Source organism: Pseudomonas sp. 20-5, assembly GCF_056782835.1.
This window is the reverse complement of sequence record NZ_CM165584.1, coordinates 4,929,441-4,952,124: the sequence shown is the minus strand read 5'-3', so window position 1 is coordinate 4,952,124 and position 22,684 is coordinate 4,929,441. Positions and strand designations below refer to the sequence as shown.

Annotated in this window: 20 protein-coding genes and 1 riboswitch; of the genes, 10 read left to right on the top strand and 10 right to left on the bottom strand. The window is 65.7% G+C overall.

The annotated features are described in order from the left end of the window. Positions 1 to 17 precede the first annotated feature (17 nt). Positions 18 to 1,661 (top strand): chaperonin GroEL, encoded by a 1,644-nt coding sequence (gene groL / locus AC1RB9_RS22830; protein ID WP_003094059.1) that lies wholly within the window; start codon positions 18 to 20, stop codon positions 1,659 to 1,661. Positions 1,662 to 1,716: 55 nt separating this feature from the next. Here groL and AC1RB9_RS22825 read toward each other — a convergent pair whose 3' ends face one another. Next, a complete protein-coding gene (locus tag AC1RB9_RS22825; protein ID WP_003455476.1) occupies positions 1,717 to 2,403 on the bottom strand; it encodes a ParB-like protein in 687 nt (228 codons plus the stop codon). 101 nt (positions 2,404 to 2,504) lie between these two features. After that, a riboswitch (Fluoride riboswitch) is annotated at positions 2,505 to 2,567 on the top strand. Between the two features lie 64 nt (positions 2,568 to 2,631). Between AC1RB9_RS22825 and crcB the strand changes: the two genes are divergently transcribed. Next, on the top strand, positions 2,632 to 3,015 hold the full coding sequence (gene crcB / locus AC1RB9_RS22820; protein ID WP_003094051.1) for a fluoride efflux transporter CrcB: 384 nt from the start codon (positions 2,632 to 2,634) through the stop codon (positions 3,013 to 3,015). Positions 3,016 to 3,034: 19 nt separating this feature from the next. Next, the gene (locus tag AC1RB9_RS22815) at positions 3,035 to 3,364 is read left to right on the top strand and encodes a DUF190 domain-containing protein (RefSeq protein ID WP_003112759.1); all 330 of its coding nucleotides are present in this window, start codon (positions 3,035 to 3,037) and stop codon (positions 3,362 to 3,364) included. Here AC1RB9_RS22815 and AC1RB9_RS22810 read toward each other — a convergent pair. Beyond that, positions 3,307 to 4,101, bottom strand: coding sequence for a phosphatase PAP2 family protein (locus tag AC1RB9_RS22810; RefSeq protein ID WP_003112760.1), 795 nt, complete (start codon positions 4,099 to 4,101; stop codon positions 3,307 to 3,309). The two genes, AC1RB9_RS22815 and AC1RB9_RS22810, sit on opposite strands and share 58 nt — an antisense overlap. Before the next feature lie 216 nt (positions 4,102 to 4,317). On the opposite strand from AC1RB9_RS22810, the gene AC1RB9_RS22805 reads away from it, so the two are divergent. The 5 genes from AC1RB9_RS22805 to AC1RB9_RS22785 all read left to right on the top strand — a co-directional run bounded on the left by AC1RB9_RS22805 (position 4,318) and on the right by AC1RB9_RS22785 (position 7,980). After that, a complete protein-coding gene (locus AC1RB9_RS22805) occupies positions 4,318 to 5,001 on the top strand; it encodes a response regulator transcription factor (protein WP_003094039.1) in 684 nt (227 codons plus the stop codon). Beyond that, positions 4,991 to 6,271: a sensor histidine kinase gene (locus tag AC1RB9_RS22800; RefSeq protein WP_003094037.1), complete on the top strand. Its 1,281-nt coding sequence runs from the start codon at positions 4,991 to 4,993 to the stop codon at positions 6,269 to 6,271. Before AC1RB9_RS22805 ends, AC1RB9_RS22800 begins: the two co-directional genes overlap by 11 nt. Before the next feature lie 79 nt (positions 6,272 to 6,350). Then, positions 6,351 to 7,034, top strand: coding sequence for a class I SAM-dependent methyltransferase (locus AC1RB9_RS22795; protein ID WP_003094031.1), 684 nt, complete (start codon positions 6,351 to 6,353; stop codon positions 7,032 to 7,034). A 2-nt stretch (positions 7,035 to 7,036) separates the two neighbouring features. Then, positions 7,037 to 7,741, top strand: coding sequence for a lipopolysaccharide kinase InaA family protein (locus AC1RB9_RS22790; RefSeq protein ID WP_003094029.1), 705 nt, complete (start codon positions 7,037 to 7,039; stop codon positions 7,739 to 7,741). After that, positions 7,738 to 7,980, top strand: a complete 243-nt coding sequence (locus AC1RB9_RS22785; protein ID WP_003102660.1) for a hypothetical protein — start codon at positions 7,738 to 7,740, stop codon at positions 7,978 to 7,980. Before AC1RB9_RS22790 ends, AC1RB9_RS22785 begins: the two co-directional genes overlap by 4 nt. A 124-nt stretch (positions 7,981 to 8,104) precedes the next feature. On the opposite strand, the gene pncB is transcribed toward AC1RB9_RS22785, so the two are convergent. The 7 genes from pncB to AC1RB9_RS22750 form a co-directional block, all read right to left on the bottom strand. Then, a complete protein-coding gene (gene pncB / locus AC1RB9_RS22780; protein WP_003102657.1) occupies positions 8,105 to 9,301 on the bottom strand; it encodes a nicotinate phosphoribosyltransferase in 1,197 nt (398 codons plus the stop codon). A 137-nt stretch (positions 9,302 to 9,438) separates the two neighbouring features. Beyond that, a complete protein-coding gene (gene mexW, locus AC1RB9_RS22775; RefSeq protein WP_003112762.1) occupies positions 9,439 to 12,495 on the bottom strand; it encodes a multidrug efflux RND transporter permease subunit MexW in 3,057 nt (1,018 codons plus the stop codon). Positions 12,496 to 12,545: 50 nt separating this feature from the next. After that, on the bottom strand, positions 12,546 to 13,676 hold the full coding sequence (mexV, locus tag AC1RB9_RS22770; RefSeq protein ID WP_003102651.1) for a multidrug efflux RND transporter periplasmic adaptor subunit MexV: 1,131 nt from the start codon (positions 13,674 to 13,676) through the stop codon (positions 12,546 to 12,548). A 169-nt stretch (positions 13,677 to 13,845) separates the two neighbouring features. Beyond that, positions 13,846 to 14,940: a DUF1513 domain-containing protein gene (locus tag AC1RB9_RS22765; protein WP_003455475.1), complete on the bottom strand. Its 1,095-nt coding sequence runs from the start codon at positions 14,938 to 14,940 to the stop codon at positions 13,846 to 13,848. A 10-nt stretch (positions 14,941 to 14,950) separates the two neighbouring features. Beyond that, positions 14,951 to 16,015, bottom strand: a complete 1,065-nt coding sequence (locus AC1RB9_RS22760) for an imelysin family protein (RefSeq protein ID WP_003116197.1) — start codon at positions 16,013 to 16,015, stop codon at positions 14,951 to 14,953. Positions 16,016 to 16,024: 9 nt separating this feature from the next. Next, entirely contained in the window at positions 16,025 to 17,446 is a 1,422-nt protein-coding gene (locus AC1RB9_RS22755) for a di-heme oxidoreductase family protein (protein ID WP_003141253.1), read from the bottom strand. 162 nt (positions 17,447 to 17,608) lie between these two features. Further along, entirely contained in the window at positions 17,609 to 18,949 is a 1,341-nt protein-coding gene (locus AC1RB9_RS22750) for an imelysin family protein (RefSeq protein WP_003112765.1), read from the bottom strand. Positions 18,950 to 19,142: 193 nt separating this feature from the next. Between AC1RB9_RS22750 and AC1RB9_RS22745 the strand changes: the two genes are divergently transcribed. After that, positions 19,143 to 19,715 (top strand): LemA family protein, encoded by a 573-nt coding sequence (locus AC1RB9_RS22745; protein WP_003094011.1) that lies wholly within the window; start codon positions 19,143 to 19,145, stop codon positions 19,713 to 19,715. 1 nt (position 19,716) lies between these two features. After that, positions 19,717 to 20,619 carry a GIDE domain-containing protein gene (locus tag AC1RB9_RS22740; protein WP_003116195.1) on the top strand — a complete coding sequence of 301 codons (903 nt, stop codon included), beginning with the start codon at positions 19,717 to 19,719 and terminating at the stop codon, positions 20,617 to 20,619. On the opposite strand, the gene bifA is transcribed toward AC1RB9_RS22740, so the two are convergent. After that, positions 20,620 to 22,683, bottom strand: coding sequence for a cyclic-di-GMP phosphodiesterase BifA (bifA, locus tag AC1RB9_RS22735; protein ID WP_003094007.1), 2,064 nt, complete (start codon positions 22,681 to 22,683; stop codon positions 20,620 to 20,622). Between the last annotated feature and the right edge of the window lies 1 nt (position 22,684).

Below are 22,684 nucleotides of genomic sequence, written 5' to 3'. Positions count from 1 at the left end.
TTTAGAGGAAAGAGAACATGGCTGCCAAAGAAGTTAAGTTCGGCGATTCCGCTCGCAAGAAAATGCTGGTCGGCGTGAACGTGCTGGCCGATGCCGTCAAGGCCACCCTCGGCCCGAAAGGCCGCAACGTGGTTCTGGACAAGTCCTTCGGCGCTCCGACCATCACCAAGGACGGCGTTTCCGTCGCCAAGGAAATCGAGCTGAAAGACAAGTTCGAGAACATGGGCGCGCAACTGGTGAAAGACGTTGCCTCCAAGGCCAACGACGCTGCCGGTGACGGCACCACCACCGCGACCGTCCTGGCCCAGGCCATCGTCAACGAAGGCCTGAAGGCCGTTGCCGCCGGCATGAACCCGATGGACCTGAAGCGTGGCATCGACAAGGCCACCGTGGCTATCGTCGCCCAGCTGAAAGAGCTGGCCAAGCCCTGCGCCGACACCAAGGCCATCGCCCAGGTAGGCACCATCTCCGCCAACTCCGACGAGTCCATCGGCCAGATCATTGCCGAAGCCATGGAAAAAGTCGGTAAAGAAGGCGTGATCACCGTCGAGGAAGGCTCGGGCCTGGAAAACGAACTGTCCGTCGTCGAAGGCATGCAGTTCGATCGCGGCTACCTGTCCCCCTACTTCGTGAACAAGCCGGACACCATGGCTGCCGAGCTGGATAGCCCGCTGCTGCTGCTGGTCGACAAGAAGATCTCCAACATCCGCGAAATGCTGCCGGTGCTGGAAGCCGTCGCCAAGGCCGGCCGTCCGCTGCTGATCGTCGCCGAGGACGTCGAGGGCGAAGCCCTGGCCACCCTGGTGGTGAACAACATGCGTGGCATCGTCAAGGTCGCGGCTGTCAAGGCTCCGGGCTTCGGCGATCGCCGCAAGGCCATGCTGCAGGACATCGCCATCCTCACCGGCGGTACCGTGATCAGCGAAGAAGTCGGCCTGAGCCTGGAAGGCGCTACCCTGGAGCACCTGGGCAACGCCAAGCGCGTCGTGATCAACAAGGAAAACACCACCATCATCGATGGCGCCGGTGTGCAGGCTGATATCGAAGCCCGCGTCCTGCAGATCCGCAAGCAGATCGAGGAAACCACTTCCGACTACGACCGCGAGAAGCTGCAAGAGCGCCTGGCCAAGCTGGCCGGCGGTGTTGCCGTGATCAAGGTAGGCGCTGCCACCGAAGTCGAGATGAAAGAGAAGAAAGCCCGCGTCGAAGACGCCCTGCACGCTACCCGTGCAGCGGTGGAAGAGGGCGTGGTTCCCGGCGGCGGCGTAGCCCTGGTTCGTGCCCTGCAAGCCATCGAAGGCCTGAAGGGTGACAACGAGGAGCAGAACGTCGGTATCGCCCTGCTGCGTCGCGCCGTCGAATCGCCGCTGCGCCAGATCGTGGCCAACGCCGGCGACGAGCCGAGCGTAGTGGTCGACAAGGTCAAGCAGGGTTCCGGCAACTACGGCTTCAACGCTGCTACCGGCGTGTACGGCGACATGATCGAGATGGGCATCCTGGACCCGGCCAAGGTCACTCGTTCCGCTCTGCAGGCTGCGGCCTCCATCGGCGGTCTGATGATCACCACCGAAGCCATGGTTGCCGAGATCGTGGAAGACAAGCCGGCCATGGGCGGCATGCCTGACATGGGCGGCATGGGCGGCATGGGCGGCATGATGTAAGCCGACCGGCCCCTGTGGTTGGAAAAGCCCCGCTTCGGCGGGGCTTTTTTATTCCTCAGTGCGGGCAGTCCTGGCGGTAGCCCGGCAGTTCCCTTGCCGCCGGTTCGCAGGCCAGGCGCAGTGCCTGCTTCAGGTCGTCGGGCAGAGTGGCGCGGCTGATCGGCCGCCAGTGCATGCGTTCGCCGAAATAGCGCGCCCAGTGGAATTCGATGAAATAGCTCTGCCGATCCTTGTCGAAGGCGTTCTCGTCCTCGGCGTAGCCGGCCAGGGCGCGGTAGGGATCGTCGCCAAGCCCGGCGAGAGCGTTCGGCAGGGCCTCGGGCGGGATCTCCGCGCCACGCGCATCGTGCAGCCAGACCCAGTGGTTTTCCTGCATCTTCTCCCAGAAGTCGCTGGCCTGGGGTAGCCGGCCGATCACCTTCACCGGCACGCCCTGTTTCGGGTCCAGGCGCCAGAGCGCGCTACTCAGGTGATGGCGATCGGTGAGGTAGAAGCGGCCGCCGGGGCCGATCACCACCGGAATCTCCTTCTTGCGCAAGTAGCGCTCGAGAGCCTTGGGCTTCTTCCCGGCGAGCTTGGCCTGGTCATCCTCGACCTGCAGCAGGCCGACATTCTGCTGGGTCGGGTGGAGAGCCGCGAGCGGCAGCTCGCACCAGCTACCGACGGAGGTTTGCGGCGAGCAATCCTCGGCCTGGGCGGTGGCGGACAGGAACAGGCAACAAAGCAGCAGGACTGGGCGCATGGGGGCTCCGGCGAAGGAAGGGGAAAGGTTCCCTAGACTGGCACGCTTCGGGCGATCCGGCGTACTCCGGCCTTTGATAGGTGCCTCGCTTTGTGCCAATCTTGCCGACAGGAGATGGCATTCCTCCTTCAACCGCCCCTGGGGCTGATGATGCCTACGCATGAACCTGGAAAGGCGCGTAGGCGCTCGCCTGCCGCCTGTCCGAATCGCTCCTACAAGGACAGGACTATGTGGAAATCCATTCTCGCCATCGCCCTCGGCGCCGCCCTGGGGGCGTTGCTGCGCTGGTTCCTCGGGCTCAAGCTGAACAGCCTGCTGCCCAGCATTCCCCCCGGCACGCTGCTGGCCAACCTGGTCGGCGGCTATGTCATCGGCGCGGCGATTGCCTATTTCGCCCAGGCGCCGGGCATCGCTCCGGAATGGCGGCTACTGATCATCACCGGGTTCTGCGGCGGCCTGACCACTTTCTCCACCTTTTCCGCCGAGGTCGTCAGCCTGCTTCAGGAGGGCCGCCTGGGCTGGGCCGCCGGGGCCATCGCGACGCACGTCAGCGGCTCGTTGCTGATGACCCTGCTGGGGTTGTTCTCGATGAACTGGATGCTGGGCAAATAGCGCAGCGGGAGGACCGACCATGCAAGGCTATCAACTGACCTTCATCACCCAGCAGGGGCGCCGCCACCAGGGCCAGCCGATCTGCGACTGGCTGCTGGAAGAGGCGCGCCGCCTGGGCGTGCGCGGTGCCACCGCGCTGGCTGCCAGCGAAGGCTTCGGCCAGAGCGGCCGGCTGCATTCGATGCACTTCTTCGAGCTGGCCGACCAGCCGCAGGAAATCCTCATGGCGGTCGATCCCGAGCAGTCAGAACGGCTGTTCGAGTCGATCCGCCAGGCCGGCGTGCGGCTGTTCTACATGAAGGTGCCCATCGAGTTCGGCGTGCTGGGAGCGGACGAATCGTCTTCCTGAACGCGGTTTTCGTCGGCGCCGCCGTTGCGCTGTCCCCGCGTCTCCGGTCGGTAGAGCATCAGGCGGTACAGGCCGAGGCAGATCAGCCAGTCGAACAGCATCGTCCACAGGTTGTGCGAGAGGAAGTGCGCACCTTGCAGCATGCGCGACAGCGATAGCAGACAGCCCATGGCGAAGGCGAAGGCCAGGGCGTAGCGCGCCAGCCTGGGCTTGCGGTCGCGCAGGGCGAAGAACAGCGCGAACAGGACGAATCCGGACGATGCGTGCCCGCCCGGCCAGCAGCGTCCGGGGTGCTCGGTCGGCGGCCGTGGGCTGAGCAGCGAACTATAGGTTTCCTCGCCGCCGAACTGCGCCAGGCTCCAGGGGCACTGCACGGCGGTGAGCGCCTTGAGCGGAGTGACTATGCTGGCTGCAAGGCTCATGGCGAGGAACACATAGGCCAGCGGCCTGCTCAGTGCGCGCCATGGCCGGTGGAACAGTCCGGCGATGGAGACCAGCAGGCCGAGGACGCTGATGGCGATCACCAGTTGCTTGACCCGGTCGTGCAGGATGTTCTCCAGGAACCAACTGTGCCGGCCGATGAAGCCGGCGCCCGGGTCGTACATCAGGTTGGCCAGGGCGAGGTCGAGGGTCACCGGCTCGAAGGCCAGCAGCAGTGCCGCCAGGCCCAGCGGCAGGGCGAGGAACAGCCAGGGGTTGAATGGACGGGAAGGGGAATGGACGGCGGCCTGGGTCATGCGATCTCCAACGCTGGCGTTGACGTTCTCTTGACTTCGACGCTGGTTAAATCCACCGCCGGGGTTCGTGCGCATCCGCAAAGCCGCTATGATCGGCGGCCATGGAAGACGCCATGCAGTCTCTGGTGGCGAGCGTAGAGCCGGTGTGAACCGCCGGTGAAGAATCCGTAAATGCGCGAGAGGCGCTCAATCGGTCTTCCTGCGAAGGAGTGGGACATGCGAATACTGGTGGTCGAAGACAACCGCGACATCCTGGCCAACCTGGCCGATTACCTGTCGCTCAAGGGCTATACCGTGGATTGCGCGCAGGACGGGCTGTCCGGCCTGCACCTGGCGGCCACCGAGCACTACGACCTGATCGTGCTCGACGTGATGCTGCCGGGAATCGACGGCTATGCCCTGTGCCGGCGCCTGCGCGAAGACGCACGGCGCGACACCCCGGTGATCATGCTCACCGCCCGCGACCAGTTGGACGATCGCCTGCAGGGGTTTCGTTCCGGAGCCGACGATTACCTGGTCAAGCCCTTCGCCCTTTCCGAACTTTCCGCACGCATCGAGGCGGTGCTGCGTCGCGCCCAGGGTGGCGGCCGCCGCGAGCTGAGCGTGGCCGATCTCAGCTATGACCTGGACACCCTGGAGGTCAAGCGCGCGGGCAAGTCGCTCAAGCTCAATCCGATCGGCCTAAAGCTGCTCGCAGTGCTGATGCAGAAGAGCCCCCATGTGGTGCGCCGGGATGCCCTGGAAGAAGCGGTCTGGGGCGACGACTGCCCGGACAGTGACAGCCTGCGCAGCCACGTCCATCAACTCCGTCAGGTGATCGACAAGCCATTCTCCGTGGCCTTGCTGCATACGGTGCATGGCGTCGGCTACCGCCTGGCGGAGGAGCCGAATGGAGTATAAGCAGAGCCTCGCCCGCCGGATCGTCATCGCCTTCATGCTGATGACGGTCGCCGTGGGGGGACTGTTCTCCGCCGGCATCGTCGGCGTGGTCCACATCATCGAGGAGCGCCTGATTTCCCGCGACCTGGGCGGCGAACTGGAGCGCATCCTGCGCGACGACCTGGCCCAGGGACGCAACCCGGTGCTCGATCCCGGCATGCGCTTCTTCATCAGCGACGGCCAGGGCTCCTACGCCATGCCGCCGGCGCTGGACCAACTGGATGTCGGTTTCCACGAAGTGTTCGAGGGCGACTTGTCGTTCCATGCGCTGGTGCGCGACATCGATGGTCGCCGCTTCGTCCTGCTGCAGGACCAGAGCGATTTCGAAGCGCGCGAGCAGGTGCTCTACGCCTCGGTGCTGACCGGCTACGTGCTGAGCATCGCCCTGGCCGGCCTGCTTGGCTGGATGCTCGCGCGCAAGGTGATGGAGCCGGTGGTGCGCCTGGCGCGCCAGGTGCGGCATCGCGAACAGTTGCTCGGTCTGGCGCCGCCGTTGGCGCCGGACTACGCCAACGACGAGGTCGGCGAGCTGGCCGCTTCCTTCGACGAGACCCTTGGCCGCCTGCGCGACGCGCTCAAGCGCGAGCAATTGTTCACCAGCGACGTCAGTCATGAGTTGCGTACGCCGTTGATGGTCATCGCCACCTCATGCGAACTGCTGGCCGAAGAACCCAGCCTCGGCCCGCGCGCCCGTGGCCAACTGGAGCGGATGACCAAGGCCACCGAGGAGATGCGCGACCTGGTGCAAACCTTCCTGTTGCTGGCGCGTGCGCAGAAGGGCGAGGAAAGCCTGGCGCCCCACGGTAGCCTGGAGAGCATCGCCGACGACCTGGTCCAGGTCTGGCGCGAACAGGTCGAAGCGCGAGGACTGACCCTGCACTACCGCAACGAAGGTGCCTGCGCCGGCCAGTTCAACGCGCCACTGCTGCGCGCGGTGATGGGCAACCTGTTGCGCAACGCGACCCACTACACCGATGCCGGGAGCATCACGCTGACCCTCGACGAGCATGGTTTCAGCGTCGAGGACACCGGGGCGGGCGTCCCGGAAGAACAACGCGAACGCATTTTCATGCCCTTCGTTCGCGGCAGTTCCAGCTCCGGGCGCGGCGAAGGCCTTGGCCTCGGGCTCTCGCTGGTGAAGCGGATCTGCGCGGCCGAGGGCTGGAGCGTAACCCTCAGCGCGGTGGAGCCGCACGGCTGCCGGTTCGAAGTTTTACTCGATGTTGCTTGACGAAAAATTCACCACCCCTTGACCCGAGCTTGACGGCTGGATTCATACCGTTCGTCTCATGAATCCTGGAGTTCCCGTCATGAACAATCCGCCTGTCGACCTCGACTTTTCTCACAAGTATGATCGCGAGCATGCTGAGGCCTACCTGAAGAAGCATCAGGACGGCCTCGCCCGGAAACTTTCCCACCGGCGCGACGTCCAACTCGCCCGGCACGCGCTGAAGCTCGCGGGGCAGCCCAACCTGGTGCTCGACCTGCCCTGCGGCGCCGGACGCTTCTGGCCGCTGCTGGCGGAAAAGGACAACCGGGTGATCATCGGCGCCGACAATTCCGCGGACATGCTGGCGGTCGCCTGCGCCGGCCAGCCGGACGGTGTGGTGAAACGGGTACGGCCCTTGCAGACTTCCGCTTTCGCCATCGACCTGCCGGACAGCTCGGTGGACAATATCTTCTGCATGCGGCTGCTCCACCACATCGGCGAGGCGGATGATCGACGCGTCCTGCTCCGCGAGTTTCACCGGGTCACGCGGGACAGCGTGATTCTTTCCCTCTGGGTCGATGGCAATTTCAAGGCCTGGAAGCGTAGGCGCATGGAGGCACGGCGGGTAGCGAACGGGGAACAGACCGGCTACCAGAACCGCTTCGTATTACCAGCCGAAACGGTCGAGCGCGAGTTCCGCGACGCCGGCTTCGTCGTCCAGAAGCATCTCGATTTCATCCCGCTGTATCACATGTGGCGGGTCTATATCTTGCGAAAGGAATAACGATGGCTCCCGATCTGGCATCCCTGCAACGTATCTCCGGCGACTCCGCCATCGACCAGTGGTTGCAGGTACCCGGCAGCTGGGTCGAGGAGCCCAACGAGCGCCGTGGCGGGGCCAGCGGCGTGCAGCGGGTGTACACCGGCGATGGACGGCTGCTCTATCGCAAGCAGCAGACCGGCCACGTCTACCGCGACTGGCAGCGCCCTTTCGGCTATCCCACCGCCATGCGCGAGCGCGATGCGCTACGGGCCTTCGAGTCGCTCGGTATACGCGTGCCGCGCCTGGTCTATTCCGGCTGCCGCAAGGTCGACGGGCAATGGCAGGCGTTGCTGGTGACCGAAGCCCTGGAGGGTTTCTCCAGCCTCGACGAGTGCTATGCGCGCGGTGACCAGGACCGCTGGGGCGAAGCGAAGCACCAAAGAATTCTGCAACAAATCGGCGCTACCATTGCCCGGATGAATCTCGCCCACTGGCAGCACGGTTGTCTCTATCCGAAGCACATCTTCGTCCGCGTCGAGGGTGAGGCCATCGAAGTAGCGCTGATCGACCTGGAGAAGAGCCGCCGCCGCCTTACGGTGAACAAGGCGTCCCAGCACGACCTGAAGCAGTTGAAGCGCCGTTCGTCGTGGACTGGCGCGCAGTGGCAAGCCTTCATCTATGGTTACCAGACGGCGTTTGGCAGCGCCATCAAAGGGTTGCAGACATGAAATTAGAAATCACTCGAGGTTTGTTGCTGGTCGGCGCTCTCGCCGTGGCTACAGCCGCGGCTGCCGCCTGGCACGAACCCGCGCCGAACGTGGTGCAGATGAGCGGCGGTCATGAGTACTGCCCGACGCCTTCGGCGCTCAAGGCCGAGCGGCCGACGCGCCAGGAGGTCCAGCCGAACAAGGACATCCTGCTGCTGATGTTCGGTCTTTCCCAGGGGGGAGCCAGCCTGTCGCGCTGAGTCTCCTTGTCGAAAAAGCCCCGCCTTGGCGGGGCTTTTTCATGGGCGATGAGATCGTCGGAGGCATGGGCCGAATAAGGACCAGGCCTCATGCGCCACCTTGCCGCAGCGCGCCAGGCTTGCCCTAGGCGACCTGGAACACGTGCTTGAGGTAGTGGATGAAGTCAGGGTCCCGGCATTGCGCCTTGCCGGGCGTATCGGAGATCTTCGCCACCGGATGGCCGTTGCAGGCGCTCATCTTCACCACGATGTTCATCGGCTCGACGCCCGGCAGGTCGCAGGTGAAATGCGTGCCTATGCCGAAGCTGACGTTGATCCGGCCCTGCAGCGCGCGATAGATCTTCAGGGCCCGCGGCAGGTCGAGGCCGTCGGAGAACACCAGGGTCTTGGTCAGCGGGTCGATGCCCAGCTTGAGGTAGTGGGCGATGGTCTTTTCCGCCCACAGCAATGGGTCGCCCGAGTCGTGGCGGAGGCCGTCGAAGAGCTTGGCGAAATAGAGGTCGAAGTCGCGCAGGAAGGCATCGGTGGTGATGCAGTCGGTCAGCGCGATGCCGAGCAGCCCACGGTATTCGCGGACCCAGCAGTCCAACGCGGCACTCTGGCTGTCGATCAGGCGCGGACCGAGCTGCTGGTGGGCCATCAGCCATTCGTGGGCCATGGTGCCGAGGGGCTTGAGGTCGAGCTTGCGTGCCAGGTGGACGTTGCTGGTGCCGACGAAGCAGCCCGGAAAGTCCTCCTTCAGACCGCTCACCACCGCCTCGTGGACCCGATAGGAGAAGCGGCGGCGGGTACCGAAGTCGGCCATCTTGAAGCCGGCCAGTTCCTCGGCGCTGGCCTCCCGGCGCAGCCAATCGAACTTTTCCTGCAGGCGTTCGCGCGCCTGCTCGACGGTGGCGGCCGGGTAGCGGGCGCGGTTGCGCACCTCGCTGATCATCGCCAGCAGCGGCACTTCGAAGAGGATCACGTGCAGCCAGGGACCTTTCAGGCGCAGGAAGAATTCGTCGTTCTCGATGCCGGTCTGCACGTAGCGCGGGTTGAAGCGGAACAACCCGAGGAAGCGGATGAAGTCCGGCGCCAGGAAGGGAATCCGTTCGAGGAAGGCCAGTTGCTCGTCGCTGATCGCCAGGCCCGCCAGGTATTCCAGCTGTTCGCGGATGGCCGGCAGGTACAGGCGCAGGTCTTCCTGGTTGCGGCAGCGGAACTCCCACTCCACCTCGGCGTTGGGATAGTTGTGCAGCACCGCCTGCATCATGGTCAGCTTGTAGAAGTCGGTATCCAGCAGGTTCTGCACGATACGTTCGGAAAAAGCGCTCTCGGCCATGCTCGTCTCACCACTGCGTTTCAGCGGGCAGTCTACTGGAGGCGGCTGCCGGCGGACATAGGATCGCGCCCGGAGGGCTGTGGGATGGGGCGACAGCGCCGGCGGACAGCGCTGTTGTCGCTGTCCGCCGTTTCCGATCAGTGTGCGTTTGCCGCTTGCGTCACGCCTGGCGGGGCATCCGGCCTGGCCACCAGGGTGTAGATGCACGGCAGGACGAACAGGGTGAAGAGGGTGCCCACCGACATGCCGGTCGCGATCACGATGCCGATGTCGAAGCGACTGACCGCCCCGGCGCCGGTGGCGAGGATCAGCGGGATCACCCCGAGCACCATCGCCGCGGTGGTCATCAGTACTGGCCGCAGGCGGATCGCGGCGGCCTGCTCGATGGCCTCGCGACGCCCCAGCCCCTGTTCGTGGCGCAACTGGTTGGCGAACTCGACGATCAGGATGCCGTGTTTGCTGATCAGGCCGATCAGTGTCACCAGGCCGACCTGGGTATAGATGTTCAGGCTCGACACGCCGAGGAACAGCGGTATCAGCGCACCGCAGATCGACAGCGGCACGGTGACCATGATCACCAGCGGATCGCGGAAGCTTTCGAACTGTGCGGCGAGGACCAGGAAGATGATCGCCAGGGCCAGTCCGAAGGTGACCAGCAATGCGCTGCCTTCCTGCACGTATTGCCGGGAAGCGCCGGCGTAGTCGACGGCGAAGCCACGCGGGGCTTCCTCGCGGGCGATCTGCTGAACCGTCTCGATGGCCTCGCCCATGCTGACGATGGGGAAGCCGGAGATGATCGCCGAGTTGAGCTGCTGGAACTGGTTCAGTTGCCGTGGCCGTGCCCGTTCGTGGGTCTCGATCAGGGTCGAGAGGGCGACCAGTTGGCCGTTGCGGCTCTTCACGTAGTAGCTGCCGAGCCAGCCGGGATTGTCGCGATAGGGGCGTTCGACCTGGGCGATGACCTTGTAGCTGCGCCCGTCGATGGTGAAGCGGTTGATCTCGCCCTCGCCGAGCAGGCTGGCCAGCGCCACCCCCAGGTCCTGCATGGAGACGCCCATCTGCGCGGCCTTCTCGCGGTCGATGTCGACCACCAGCTCGGGTTTGTCGAACGCCAGGTCGAGATCGAGGAAGGCGAACTTGCCGGACTCGCTGGCGCGCTGCTTCACCCGTTGCGCCACTTGCAGCAGCGACTCGTAGTCGTTGGCGGTGTTGAGCACGAACTGGAATGGCAGACCCTCGCCGGTGCCCGGTAGCGACGGCAGGTTGAAGGCGAAGATTTGCACGCCGGGAATCTCGTTGAGCTTCGCCTGCACCGCATGGAGCAATTCCATCTGGCTCTTTTCGCGTTCGTCCCAGGGCTTGAGCAGCATGCCGCCGATGCCGGCCTGGACGCCGTTGTAGCCGTTGATCTGGAACGCCGAGTAATACTCCGGGAAGCTGCGGAAGATACCTTCGAACTCGGCGGTGTAGCGATTCAGGTAGTCGAGGTTGGCGGTCTGCGGCGAGTTGGTCATGAGGAACACGATGCCCTGGTCCTCTTCCGGCGCCAGCTCCTTCTTGGTGAACATCAGCAGTACCGGGATCAGCGCCAGTACCAGCACGGCGAACACCAGGACCACCGGACGGGTGTCCAGGGTGCCGTGGAGGGCGCGCTGGTAGCGTTGCTTCAGGCCCTCGAAGATCAGGTCGAGGCGATGCGCCAGGCCCGAGGGATTCTCCTCGTGGCGCAACAGGCGCGAGCACATCATCGGCGACAGGGTCAGGGCGACGATCCCGGAAATGATCACCGCGCCGGCCAGGGTGAAGGCGAACTCCTTGAACAGGGCGCCGGTGAGGCCGGTGAGGAAGCCGATCGGCGCGTAGACCGCGGCGAGGGTGATGGTCATGCTGACCACCGGTACGGCGATCTCCCGCGCGCCCTCCAGGGCAGCCTCGAAGGGCGGCTTGCCCTCCTCGATGTGGCGGTGGATGTTTTCCACCACCACGATCGCGTCGTCCACCACCAGGCCGATGGCCAGGACCATCGCCAGCAGGGTCAGCAGGTTGATCGAGTAGCCCATGGCCTGCATGAAGAACAATACGCCGATCATCGACAGCGGAATGGTCACCACCGGGATCAGTACCGAACGGAACGCGCCGAGGAACAGGAACACCACCACGATGACGATCAGCACCGCCTCGCCGAGGGTCTTCACCACTTCATCGATGGAGGCCTGAATGAAGCGCGTGGCGTCGTAGGCGATGGACACCTTGAGGTTGGGCGGCAATTGCTCTTCCAGTTCGGGCATCTTCGCCCGCACTTCCTTGATCACGTCCAGCGGGTTGGCGCTGGGCGTGCCCTTGATGCCGATGTAGACCGAGGGAATCCCATTGAACGAACTGATCGCGTCGTAGCTGGCGGCGCCCAGTTCGACCCGTGCGACATCACCCATCAGCACCCGGCGGTCGCCGTCGGTCTTCACCGGGATGGCGGCGAAGGCCTGGGGCGACTTGAGGTCGGTGGAAGCATTGACGCTGGTGACCACCAACTGGCCCTTCACCTCGCCGGCGGCGGCGAGGAAGTTGTACTGCTGCACCGCCTGGTTGATCTCGCCGGCGGTGACGCCGAACGCGGCCATCTTCACCGGGTCCAGCCACAGGCGCATGGCGAACACCTGGTTGCCGAGGATCTCCGCCTCGGCGATACCGGGCAGGGTCGCCAGCTTGGGCTGGATCACCCGCGACAGGTAGTCGGTGATCTGCGGGTTGTTCATCTGCTCGCTGTAGAAGCTGATGTACATCAGCGCCGAGGCGTCCGCGGCCTCCTTCTGCAGCACCGGGTCCTCGGCGTCCGGCGGCAGCTGGCTCTTCACTTCGTTGGACTTGGCCAGCAGCTCGGTGACCAGGCGATCGGTATTGGCGCCGATCCGCGCGTAGATGGAGATGGTCGAATAGTTCTGCCGGCTCACCGAGGTCATGTAGTCGATGCCTTCGGCGCTGGCCAGGCTCTGCTGCAGCGGCTGGGTGATGTAGCCCTGGATGGTTTCCGCGTTGGCGCCGGCGTAGAGCGTGGTCACCGTGATCAGCGCGTTCTCCATTTGCGGATACTCGCGGATCACCAGCTTGCTGAAGGCCTGCATGCCGAGCAGGACGATCAGCAGGCTGACCACGCTCGCCAGGACCGGACGACGGATGAACGGATCGGTAAAAGCCATGTTTCAGTCCCTTGGCAAGCCTTCCGCCACGGAGTGGGAAGGCGCGCGACTCAGTGCTCTTGCTGGAGGTCCCGCTCGGCGACGATGGCCACCGCGGCGCCGTTGTCGAGCTTCAGTTGCCCGGAAGTCACTACCTGCTCGCCGCCCTCCAGGCCTTCGAGCACCACCGCCAGGCCTTCGCGGCGTTCGCCGATCCTGACGAAGCGGCGCTCGACGACCCGTTGCGGCTGGCCCTTGTCATCCTTCGACACCTGGCCCTGCTCGTCCTTCTTCTGCCCGACGACGTAGATCGAGTCGCCGTAGAGGGTGAAGGTGATCGCCGTCTCCGGCACCACGACGCGTTGTTCCTCGCCAGGCAACATCACCTCGAGGTTGGCGAACATGCCCGGCAGCAGCTTGCCGTCCGGGTTCTCCAGGGCAGCGCGGACCTGCAGGTTGCGGGTCTCGTTGTCGACCTTGGGGTTGATGGCGGCGATCTCGGCGTCGAACACCTGGCCGGGGTAGGCGGCGACCCGGACCTTCACCAGCTGGCCGCGGCTGAGCAGGGGGAAGTCCTGCTCGGGCAGGTGGAAATCCAGGAGCAGGGTGGAAAGGTCCTGCAAGGTGGCGATCGGCGTCCCGGGCGAGACGTAGTCGCCGACGTCCACCTGGCGGATGCCGATGGTCCCGGCGAAGGGCGCGAGCACGCGCTTCTTCGCCAGCGCCGCCTTCAGCTCGGCGACGGTGGCGCTGGTCTTGGCCCACTGCGCGGCGAGACGATCGAATTCGCTTTTCGAGATGGCCTTGCTGCCGATCAGTTCGCGGCCGCGCTGGTACTCGGCCCTGGCCAGGCCGAGATCGGCCTCGGCAGTGCGCAGGGTGGCTTCCTCGACGTCGCTTTCCAACTGGATCAGCGGTTGGTCCAGCTTCACCTGGTCGCCGGAAAGGAACAGTACGTCGCGTACCGTGCCGGAGACTTCGGCGGTGAGGGTCACGCCCTGGAATGCCTTGAGGCTGCCGATGGCTGGCAGGCGGCTCTGCCAGGGACGCTTTTCGGCCAGGCTGGCGGTCACGCTGATCGGCGGTTTCGGTGCGCTGAAAAGGGCGATCTGCTGACGGATGGAGTAGACCTTGTAGCCGGCGAGAATCGCCACCACTGCGATCACCGCGGCGAGCATGATCAACATGCGGCGGAGCAACATAATCCTGGTCCCTGGTATGCCGAGAGCGCCCCGTTTCGGGGCGAATCCGACACATTACGTGCAGCTTTCAGGGCTTGTCAAAGCACAGGATTGGCGAAAGATTTCAAGCGTGTTGCAGGTCGCTTCCGACTTTCGCGGACCGGTATGGCGAGAGGTTGATGCCGCGCTCTCAGGCCAGGTGCAGGTGGTTGTCCCAGAGGCCGGAAGGCAGCTCCAGCGGTTGCGCGGCGATGCGCTCGCCCTGGCAGTCGTAGAAGCGGCAACGGCCCTGTCCGGACGTGACGACGAAGCCGTTCTTCACCGCGCCCACGCCGGCGCAGTCCGGCAACGGCGCGTCGAGGCGTACGGCACCGCTGTCCAGGTCCCAGATGAAGAAACGGTTGCCGCGCGGGGCGGTCAGGGCCACCAGGCGCAGGTCGTCGTGGATCGCCACGCTGGCGGTGTACTGGGCCATCGCCAGGCGCTGCTCCTCGGCCACCGGGAAGGCTTCGAAGGGACGGCCGGGGCGCTTGATCGCCAGCAGGTCGGCATGTTCGTGGGCATCGCCCATGAACTGCTGGCCGGCGACGATGGTGCCGTCGCGACCGATCGCCAGGTGGCGGACGCTGTTCATCTGCTGCGCCAGGGTTTCCTTGGACAGCAGGTTGCCGTCGCGGCGCATCAGCACCAGGCTGGGCTCCATGGCGTCGAGGTTCATCTCGACCCGGCTTTCCGCCTCGGTGCGAATGCCGCCATTGGCCACTACCAGGGTCTCGCCGTCGGGCATCCAGGAAACCTGGTGCGGCCCGAGGCCGTGGGTGGATATCTCGCCGCTGTGCTGCAGTCGCTCGCCGTCGAAACGGTAGACGCCGAGCACGCCGCGACCGGGATCGGTAGTGTCGTTCTCGGTGGCGTAGAGCCACTCGCCGCTCTGGTGGAACACGCCGTGGCCGTAGAAGTGGCGGTCTTTCTGCGAGACCAGGGTCTGCAGCAGGCAACCGTCGTTCAGGTCGATCAGGTAGCTTTCGGTGCCTGGCCGGCGGGCGACGAACAGCGCCAGCGGCAGGCTCGGGTGCTGGACGATGTCGTGGCAGCGCTGGGCCACGCGGGTGGCGAACTGGCACTTGCCGTCCAGGCGGTAGCCCACCGCGTAATGCTGGCCATCGGCGTCGTCGCGCGCCGACAGCACCAGCGGTTGGCTACCCTGGCGGCTGAAGCTCCAGCCGCCGAAGGACAAGGCGCCGAGCAGCAGGCTGCCCAGGCCGATCACATGACGTCGCAGCATGGTGCCGACCTCAGTCGCCATCGTTGGCGTTGAAGCCCAGTTGCACGCCGAGGGCGCGGGCCAGGTCGCCTTCGTGCAGGCGGTGGACCACGTTCAGGCTGTCATAGAGGGCGTTGAGCTGGTTGCGCCCGTCTTCGCTGGCGAGCAGTTCGGAGAGCGGTTTCTGTTCCAGCGCCGCCAGCTTCGCGTGGCTTTCGGCGTAGGCGGCGTCGATCTTGCCGGCCAGGGCCTTCTGTTCGGCCGGCAGCAGGGTCTTCAGGCCCTTGCCGTCGATACCTTCCCAGAGCGCCTGGGCGCCGCTCAGGCTGGCGTCCAGGCTGGCCAGCGAGGCGTTGCTGCGCCAGGCCTCGGCCTGGTAGGGCTGGGGAATGCCCTTGCTCTGCCGGCCCAGCGGAGTACCGAGTTTCTTCTTCAGCATGTCCAGGGCGGTGACCTGGACCCGCAGCAGCTCGGCGATCGCCTCGTGGGCGTCGGCGTAGCGGTCGTTGGGGAACTTGCTCATCTGGGTGAGCATGCCGCCGTCGTTCTTCCAGCGCGCCAGGATGTCCTGGGCCAGTTGCTGCTGGTGGGTGCCGATGGCTTCCAGCAACGGGCAATAGCGGGCCTTGGTGGCGGCGTCGGCGAGGTCGATCTTGCTGTCGAAGAGGATGTATTCGTAGGCGGAGAGCCCCTGCACCACCACGCTGGCCTTGGCCAGGGCCGCGGCGTCGACCTGCGGGTTGTTCTTCAGCAACTGTTCGACCTGGCGCCCGACCAGGTCCTTCTTGTCCGGCCAGAACTGCACCTGCCAGGCGCGGTTGCCCTCGGCCAGCGGGCCGATCAGCAGCGGTTGCAGCTCGGCCCAGGCCTTCTGCGCGGCGTGGAACGCGTCGCGGGCCTTGGCCAGGTCTTCCTTGCCCTGGCAGTAGGCCAGGGCGCTGCTGGCCAGGGCCTGGTCGGCCTCCACCCAGCGGCTGTAGGTCGGCAGGATCACCTGTTGCGCCAGGGCGGCACTGGTGACGGCCTGCGGGTCTTGCGGCGAACAGGCGCCGAGGGCGATGGCGAGGCTGGTCAAGAGCAGTCGTGGGCGGAACATGTGGGCTCCTCAGAGTGAATTCAGGAAGGCCAGCAGGGCGCTGCGCTGGTCGGCGTCGAAGCCGAGCACGTGCCGCTTGGCCGCTTCGGCTTCGCCGCCGTGCCAGAGGATCGCCTCCAGCAGATTGCGGGCGCGCCCGTCGTGGAGGAACTGGGTGTGACCGTTGACCGTTTCGGTCAGGCCGATGCCCCATAGCGGCGGGGTTCGCCAGTCCCGCCCGCTGGCGAGAAATTCCGGGCGATTGTCCGCCAAGCCGTCGCCCATGTCATGCAGCAACAGGTCGGAATAGGGACGAATCCGTTGGTTGGCCAGCTCCGGCTCGCTGGCGTCGGAACCGGTAGTGAAGGCGGGAACGTGGCAGGCCACGCAGTTGGCCTGGGCGAACAGGCGCTTGCCGGCCAGCACCTGCGGGTCGTCCACCTTGCGCCGCGCCGGGACCGCCAGGTTGCGGCTGTAGAACAGCACCTGGGCGAAGATGTTGTCGCTGACTTCCGGCTCGCCGCCGTCGGGCGCCCGGCGGCACTCGACCTGGGCGGCGCTGCAGTCGTCGTGGGGCAGCAGGCTGCTGGTCAGGCCCATGTCGTTGGCGAAGGCGTGCGCGTTCTGCTGCGGGATATCCGGCTGGCCGGCCTTCCAGCCGAAGCGGCCGAGCGCGGTGCGCTGCCGCGCGGCATCCCAGACCTGGTTGGCGCGCCCGCGGATACCGTCGCCGTTGCGGTCGTCCGGATCGGCATTGGCCAGGATCGCCTCATCGGGAATCGCCTCGAGCAGGCCGAGCCCGATCATCGGCGGGGCGACGCGGGCGGAAAACATCGTCTGCGGATGCATCGGCCCATAGCCGAGCTGGCTGATCCGCAGGATCGGCTTGCGCAGTTCGACCTCGGTGCCGTCCTCGAACCTCACCTTCAGCGGCTCGTAGTCCATCCGCACCTTGCCTTCCGGGGCGACGCCGGGAATGCCGACGTCCTGCAACTGGCCGCCGTAGGTCGGCTCGGGAATCACCCCCTGGTGCAACAGGGTCTTGCCGTCCGCAGGGCCGGCCGGGATCGACAGGCGTACCAGCATCGACACCGCGCTGACCGCGTCCGCTCCCGGCGGGTGGCCGCGGCCGTCCTTCACATGGCAGTTCTGGCAGGCGTTGGTATTGAACAGCGGTCCCAGACCGTCGCGCGCGGTGGTGGAGGAAGGGGCGATGACCCAGGGGTTGCGGAAGAAACTGTTGCCCACGCTGAAGTCCAGGCGCCGGCTCGGGGCGAGGTTGGCGGAGGGCAGGGAGAAGGCGTTGCGGTCGCTTTGCAGCACCGTGGTCGCGCCCCCGGACAGGTGTTCACCGGGCTCGGCGCGCAGCGGTTCGTCGTCGGCGCCGCATCCGCCCAGAAGGAGCGCCGTCAGGAGACAGGCGAGCGGCATGGAAGGTGACGGCAACGACATCGGCGAACATCCCGGACTGCGTAGAAACAGCCCGCAAGCTTACCAGTTGGAGCTAATCAAAATAAGAGGGATTTGCGTTTGTAAAGGCCCGCGAAGTCCGCTTTCGAGGCCCTGAAACGCAGCGTGCGGCCATGGGCCGCACGCTGTTGGCGCAGGAAGGAATCAGAACTCGTGGTCGGCGTTGTCCGGCTTCAGGTCCTGGATACCCAGCTTGCCCGCGGCCTGCTCGATGGCGCCGGTCTGCTTGACCAGGGCGGCGATGGCGTCGCGGATCTTCTGCTGGCCGTCCTTGTTGTCCGGAGCGATCATCTGGTCGAAGTGCACGCCATCCTTCTCGGCGCTGTCGACGATGGCCTGCAGCTTGGCCTCGGTGTCGGCCAGGTCGGCCTTCAGGGTGTCGTTGGCGGCGGCGTCGGCCTTGGCGACCAGGTCGGCCAGGCTCGGGCCCTTGACCACGCTGCCGTCGATGCGCTTGTACTCGCCGAGGTAGATGTTGCGGATGCTCTTGCCGTTGAAGAACAGGGTGTGGTGGGTGTCGTCGCTGAAGCAGTCGTGCTCGTCTTCGGTGGAGTTGGCCTCCAGCGCGACCTTCATGCGCTCGCCGGCCAGTTCGCCGAGGGACAGGCTGCCCATGCCGAAGAACATCTTGCGCAGGCCGGTATCCACCGGTTCGGCCTCCAGCTTGGCGCGGTAGTTGTCGGCGACGCCGGCTTTCCACTGTCCGGCCATGTATTCGAGGTCGCTGACCAGCAGGTCGGTGACGGCCTTCAGGTAGGCGGCGCGACGGTCGCAATGGCCGCCGGTGCAGTCCTTGCCTTGGGCATAGTCGGTGGCCGGACGATTGCCGGCGCCGGGACCGGTGCCGTTCAGGTCCTGGCCCCAGAGGAGGAACTCGATGGCGTGGTAGCCGGTGGCGACGTTGGCTTCGGAACCGCCCAGCTCGTTCAGGCTGGCCAGTTTCTCGCCGGTGATTTCCTTGACGTCGATCTTGTCTTCGCCGACCTGGATCTCGGTGTTGGCGACGATGTTGGCGGTGGCGCCGGGGTTGCCCAGGGCGTGCTGGTAGTCCTTGGCGACATAGTCGATCAGGCCTTCGTCCAGCGGCCAGGCGTTAACCTGTCCTTCCCAGTCGTCGATGATCGCGTTGCCGAAGCGGAAGGCTTCGCTCTGGGAGTAGGGGGTACGAGCGGCGAACCAGGCTTCCTTGGCGGCTTTCAGGGTCTCCGCGTCAGGCTTGGCGAGGAACGCGTCGATGGCTTTCTGCAGGTCCTTGGCGGTGCTCAGGGCATCGGCGAAGGTGGCTTCGGCGAGGTCCGCGTAGTTCTTGATCACCGCCTTGGCGGCGGCCTCGTCGACCTTGGCGGCCGGGGCGGCGGCGGGCGCGGCGGGCTGCGTGCTGGCCGCCGGTGTTGCGGGCGCTTCGGCTTTCTTGTCGTCGCCGCAGCCGGCGAGGGAGATGGCGAGGGCCAGCAGACTGGCGGTGGCCAGGGGCATACGAGTCATGGCGGATTCCTTTGCTTTATTGGTGGCGTGCCGAAGCGGCGTGCGCTTGTCGGAAACACCCGCGAGGGCGTTAAAAAACCGCCACATAATGCGAAAGATTTGCATTTTTGAAAAGGGCGCAGCGTGATCGCCGTCGTGCCTGGACATGTCGGGCGCAGCTAGAATGCCAGTATCTTCGTCCGGAGCTCCGTCCATGAGTCTGACCGCTATCGCTTTCTGGGTTGTCCTGCTGCTGCTCGCCGGCTACGCGGTGGTGCTCTACAACGGCCTGGTACGGCTGAAGCACGCCGTGGGCAAGGCCTGGGCCAACATCGACGTGCTCCTCAAGCAGCGCCATGACGAGTTGCCGAAGCTGGTCGAGGCCTGCAAGCAATACATGCAGCACGAGCGCGCCACCCTGGAGCGGGTCATCGCCGCCCGCAACGCCGTCGCCAGCGCCCGCGAGCGCGCCGACGTGAATGCCCTGGGCAAGGCCGAGAGCGGCCTGCGCGCCGGCCTGGGGCAGCTCTTCGCGCTGGCCGAGAACTACCCGCAGCTCAAGGCCAACGAAAGTTTCCAGTTCCTTTCCCAGCGCATCAGCGGCCTGGAGAACGGGATCGCCGATCGCCGCGAGCTGTACAACGAGGCGGTGAACCTGAACAACGTGCGCATCGAGCAATTTCCCGACCTGCTGATCGCTCGTGTCGCTGGCTTCAAGGCCGCCGAGCTGTTGCAGTTCAGCGAGGCGGAGAAGGCCGACGTCGATCTCAAGGCCCTGTTCGGCTGAGATGGACTTCGACCTGCGCTGGCTGTTCATCGCCGCCAGCCTGGGGCTCTGCGCCTGGGCCGGCTGGCAGTTCGTGCACCGCCTTGCCCGGGCGCGCCTGCTCGGCGACGTACCGACCTCGCGGATCCGTTCGGCGGCGCAGGGTTTCGTCGAACTCTACGGGGTGCTCGAGGAGGGCCCGGAAGGCCCGCTGCAGGCTCCCTTGACCGGCAAGCCGTGCCTGTGGTGGCGCTACCGCATCGAAGTCGAGGAAAAGCGCAGTGGCCGCGAGAAGGCCTGGCGCACCGTCGACAAAGGTGCCAGCGAGTCGCCATTCGGCTTGCGCGATGCCACCGATGCCTGCCTGGTCGACCCACGCGGCGCCGAGGTGCGACCCTTGACCCTGCAGCGCTGGGAGGCTTTTCGCGAAGCACCGATCGATACCCTGCGACTGCTGGAGAGCTTCGGCACCCTGGTCGGCGGAGAGCGGCTCTACCGCTACACCGAGGAGCGCCTGCATGCCGGCGAGCCGCTCTATGCGCTGGGCGAATTCCGCAGCAGCGGTGGCGGTCGCCAGGGACTCGATGCCGAACGGGCGCAGGGTGCGGTGATCCGTGAATGGAAGGGCGATTTCCACGGCCTGCTGGCGCGCTTCGACAGCGACGGCAACGGCGAGCTGGACGAGCGCGAATGGAACCGGGTGCGCCTGGCGGCACGGCTGGAGGCCGAGGATCGGCATCGGGCAAGCAGCGCCGCGCCGACCCGCCACCGGCTCGGCAAGCCGGGGGAGGCGCATCCCTTCATTCTCTCCAGCCAGGGCGAGGACGATCTCGCCGTGCAACTGCGCCGCCAGGCGGCGGGGGCCGCGTTGCTCTGCCTGGGCAGCGCGCTATTGGCGGGCTGGCTGTTCAGCCGCCTGTTCTGATCAGGGCCGTTCGCTGCTGGTGGCCTGGCTCAGGCGTCGCGCCTGCTTGAGGTACTGGGTCAGTTCCCTGGCCGGCAGCGGCTTGCTGTACAGGTAGCCCTGACCTTCGTTGCAACCTTCGGCGATGATGTACGCCTCCTGCTCGGCGGTTTCCACGCCCTCGGCGATCACCTGCATGCCCAGGCTCTTGCCGAGCTGGATGATGGCGCGAACGATGGTCGCGTCGTCCTCGTCCTGCAGCAGGTCCTGGACGAAACTCTTGTCGATCTTGATCTTGTCCAGCGGCAGGCTCTTCAGGTAGCTCAGCGAGGAATAGCCGGTGCCGAAATCGTCGATGGCGATCAGCGCGCCGGCGCGGCGCAGGCTGAGGAGGTGCTGGGCGGCAGTGGAGATGTCCTCCATCAGGCCGGTCTCGGTGACTTCCAGCTCCAGGCTGCGCGCCGGCAGGCGGTAGACCTGCAGCAGGTTGCTGACCACCCGTGGCAGGGCGTTGTGGTGGAGCTGCACGGTGGAAAGATTGACCGCCATGCGCAGGTCGTCGAAGCCCTGGTCGTGCCATTCGCGCAACTGCCGGCAGGCCTGGTCGAGCACCCACTCGCCGATGCTGAAGATGCTGCCGTTCTGTTCCGCCAGCGGGATGAACAGGTCCGGCGGGACGAAGCCGTGCAACGGATGTTGCCAGCGCAGCAGCGCCTCGACGCCGACCACGCGGTGGTCGCGGTAGTCCACCTGCGGCTGGTAGACGAGGTGCAGCTCGTGGCGCTGCAGGGCGTCGCGCAGGTCCTTTTCCAGTTCCCGGCGGCGACGCATCTCGCTGTCCACGCTGGCGATGTAGAACTGGTAGCGGTTGCGCGAGCGGGTCTTGGCCAGGGTCATGGTCTGCTCGGCCTTCTGCAGCAGTTTCTCCGTGGTCTCGCCGTCCTCGGGGAACAGGGTGATACCGATGGTGGCGCGCAGGCGCACCTCGTGCTGGTCGATCTCGAACGGCGCTTCCAGGCCGTCGAGGATGCTCTGCGCCAGTTCGGCCGCCTCGTAGGGTTGCTCGATGTCGGCCTGGACCAGGGCGAACTGGTCGCCGCCCAGGCGCGCCAGCGAACCGAGCCGCGCGCTGTGCCCGCGCAGGCGGTCGGCGAGGGCGATCAGCAACTGGTCGCCGAGCTGGTAGGTGTACTGCTCGTTGATCCCCTTGAAATCGTCGAGGCCCAGGCACAGCACTGCCACCCGGCGCTGCTGGCGGCCGGCGCCGTCGAGGATCTGGTCGAGTTGCTGCTGCAGCAACTGGCGGTTCGGCAGGCCGGTGAGGAAGTCGTACTGGGAAATGCGCAGCAGGTTGTCCTCGGCCTCGCGGCGCAGGTGGCTGTTGCTTTCGATCGAGGCGAGCAACTGGTTGGCGGTGGTCACCCAGAGCCCCAGCTCGTTGCGTTCGTGCCCCTTGAGCAGCGGCAACTGGTGCTGGCTGGGGCGGTCGGGATTGATGCTGACCAGGTGTTCGATGATCTTCGACAGCGGCTTGGTCAGCATCCAGTGGTAGACCAGGAACAGCACCAGGCCCATGGCCAGGGCGCGGAGAATGCCGGAGATGAAGATGATTTCCGAAGTGGTGACGAAGTTCTCGCCGTAGGGCGCGGTGTCCAGGGTGATCTTCAGGTCGCCGTAGTATTCGCTATAGGGCGGGCGGCCGATCAGTCGAATGCTGAAGGTGCGTTCCTGGCCGAGGATCGGGTCGGTCAGCCAGCGCGTCGGCAGGTCCAGCAGCGGCCTGGATTTCTCCGCCAGCATCGGCTCGCCGGGATGGCCGATGCTCGCCTGGCGCACCGCCTCGTGCTGGAACAGGCCTTCGAGGACCTGCATCGCCATTTCCCGGTCGAGGCTGTAGACCGCCTGGGTGGAAGGGTCGCGGACCATCGCGAGGATGCGTTGGGCGTCGCTGCTCACCGCCTGCTTGGCCTTGTAGGCGTCGAAGACGATCTGCGCGCAACTGAGCACTACGCCAACGGCTAGCGCCGCCAGTAGCACGACACGCAGCAGCTTGAGCGAGAGGCTGTGTCGGGAGTCCAGTTTCAAG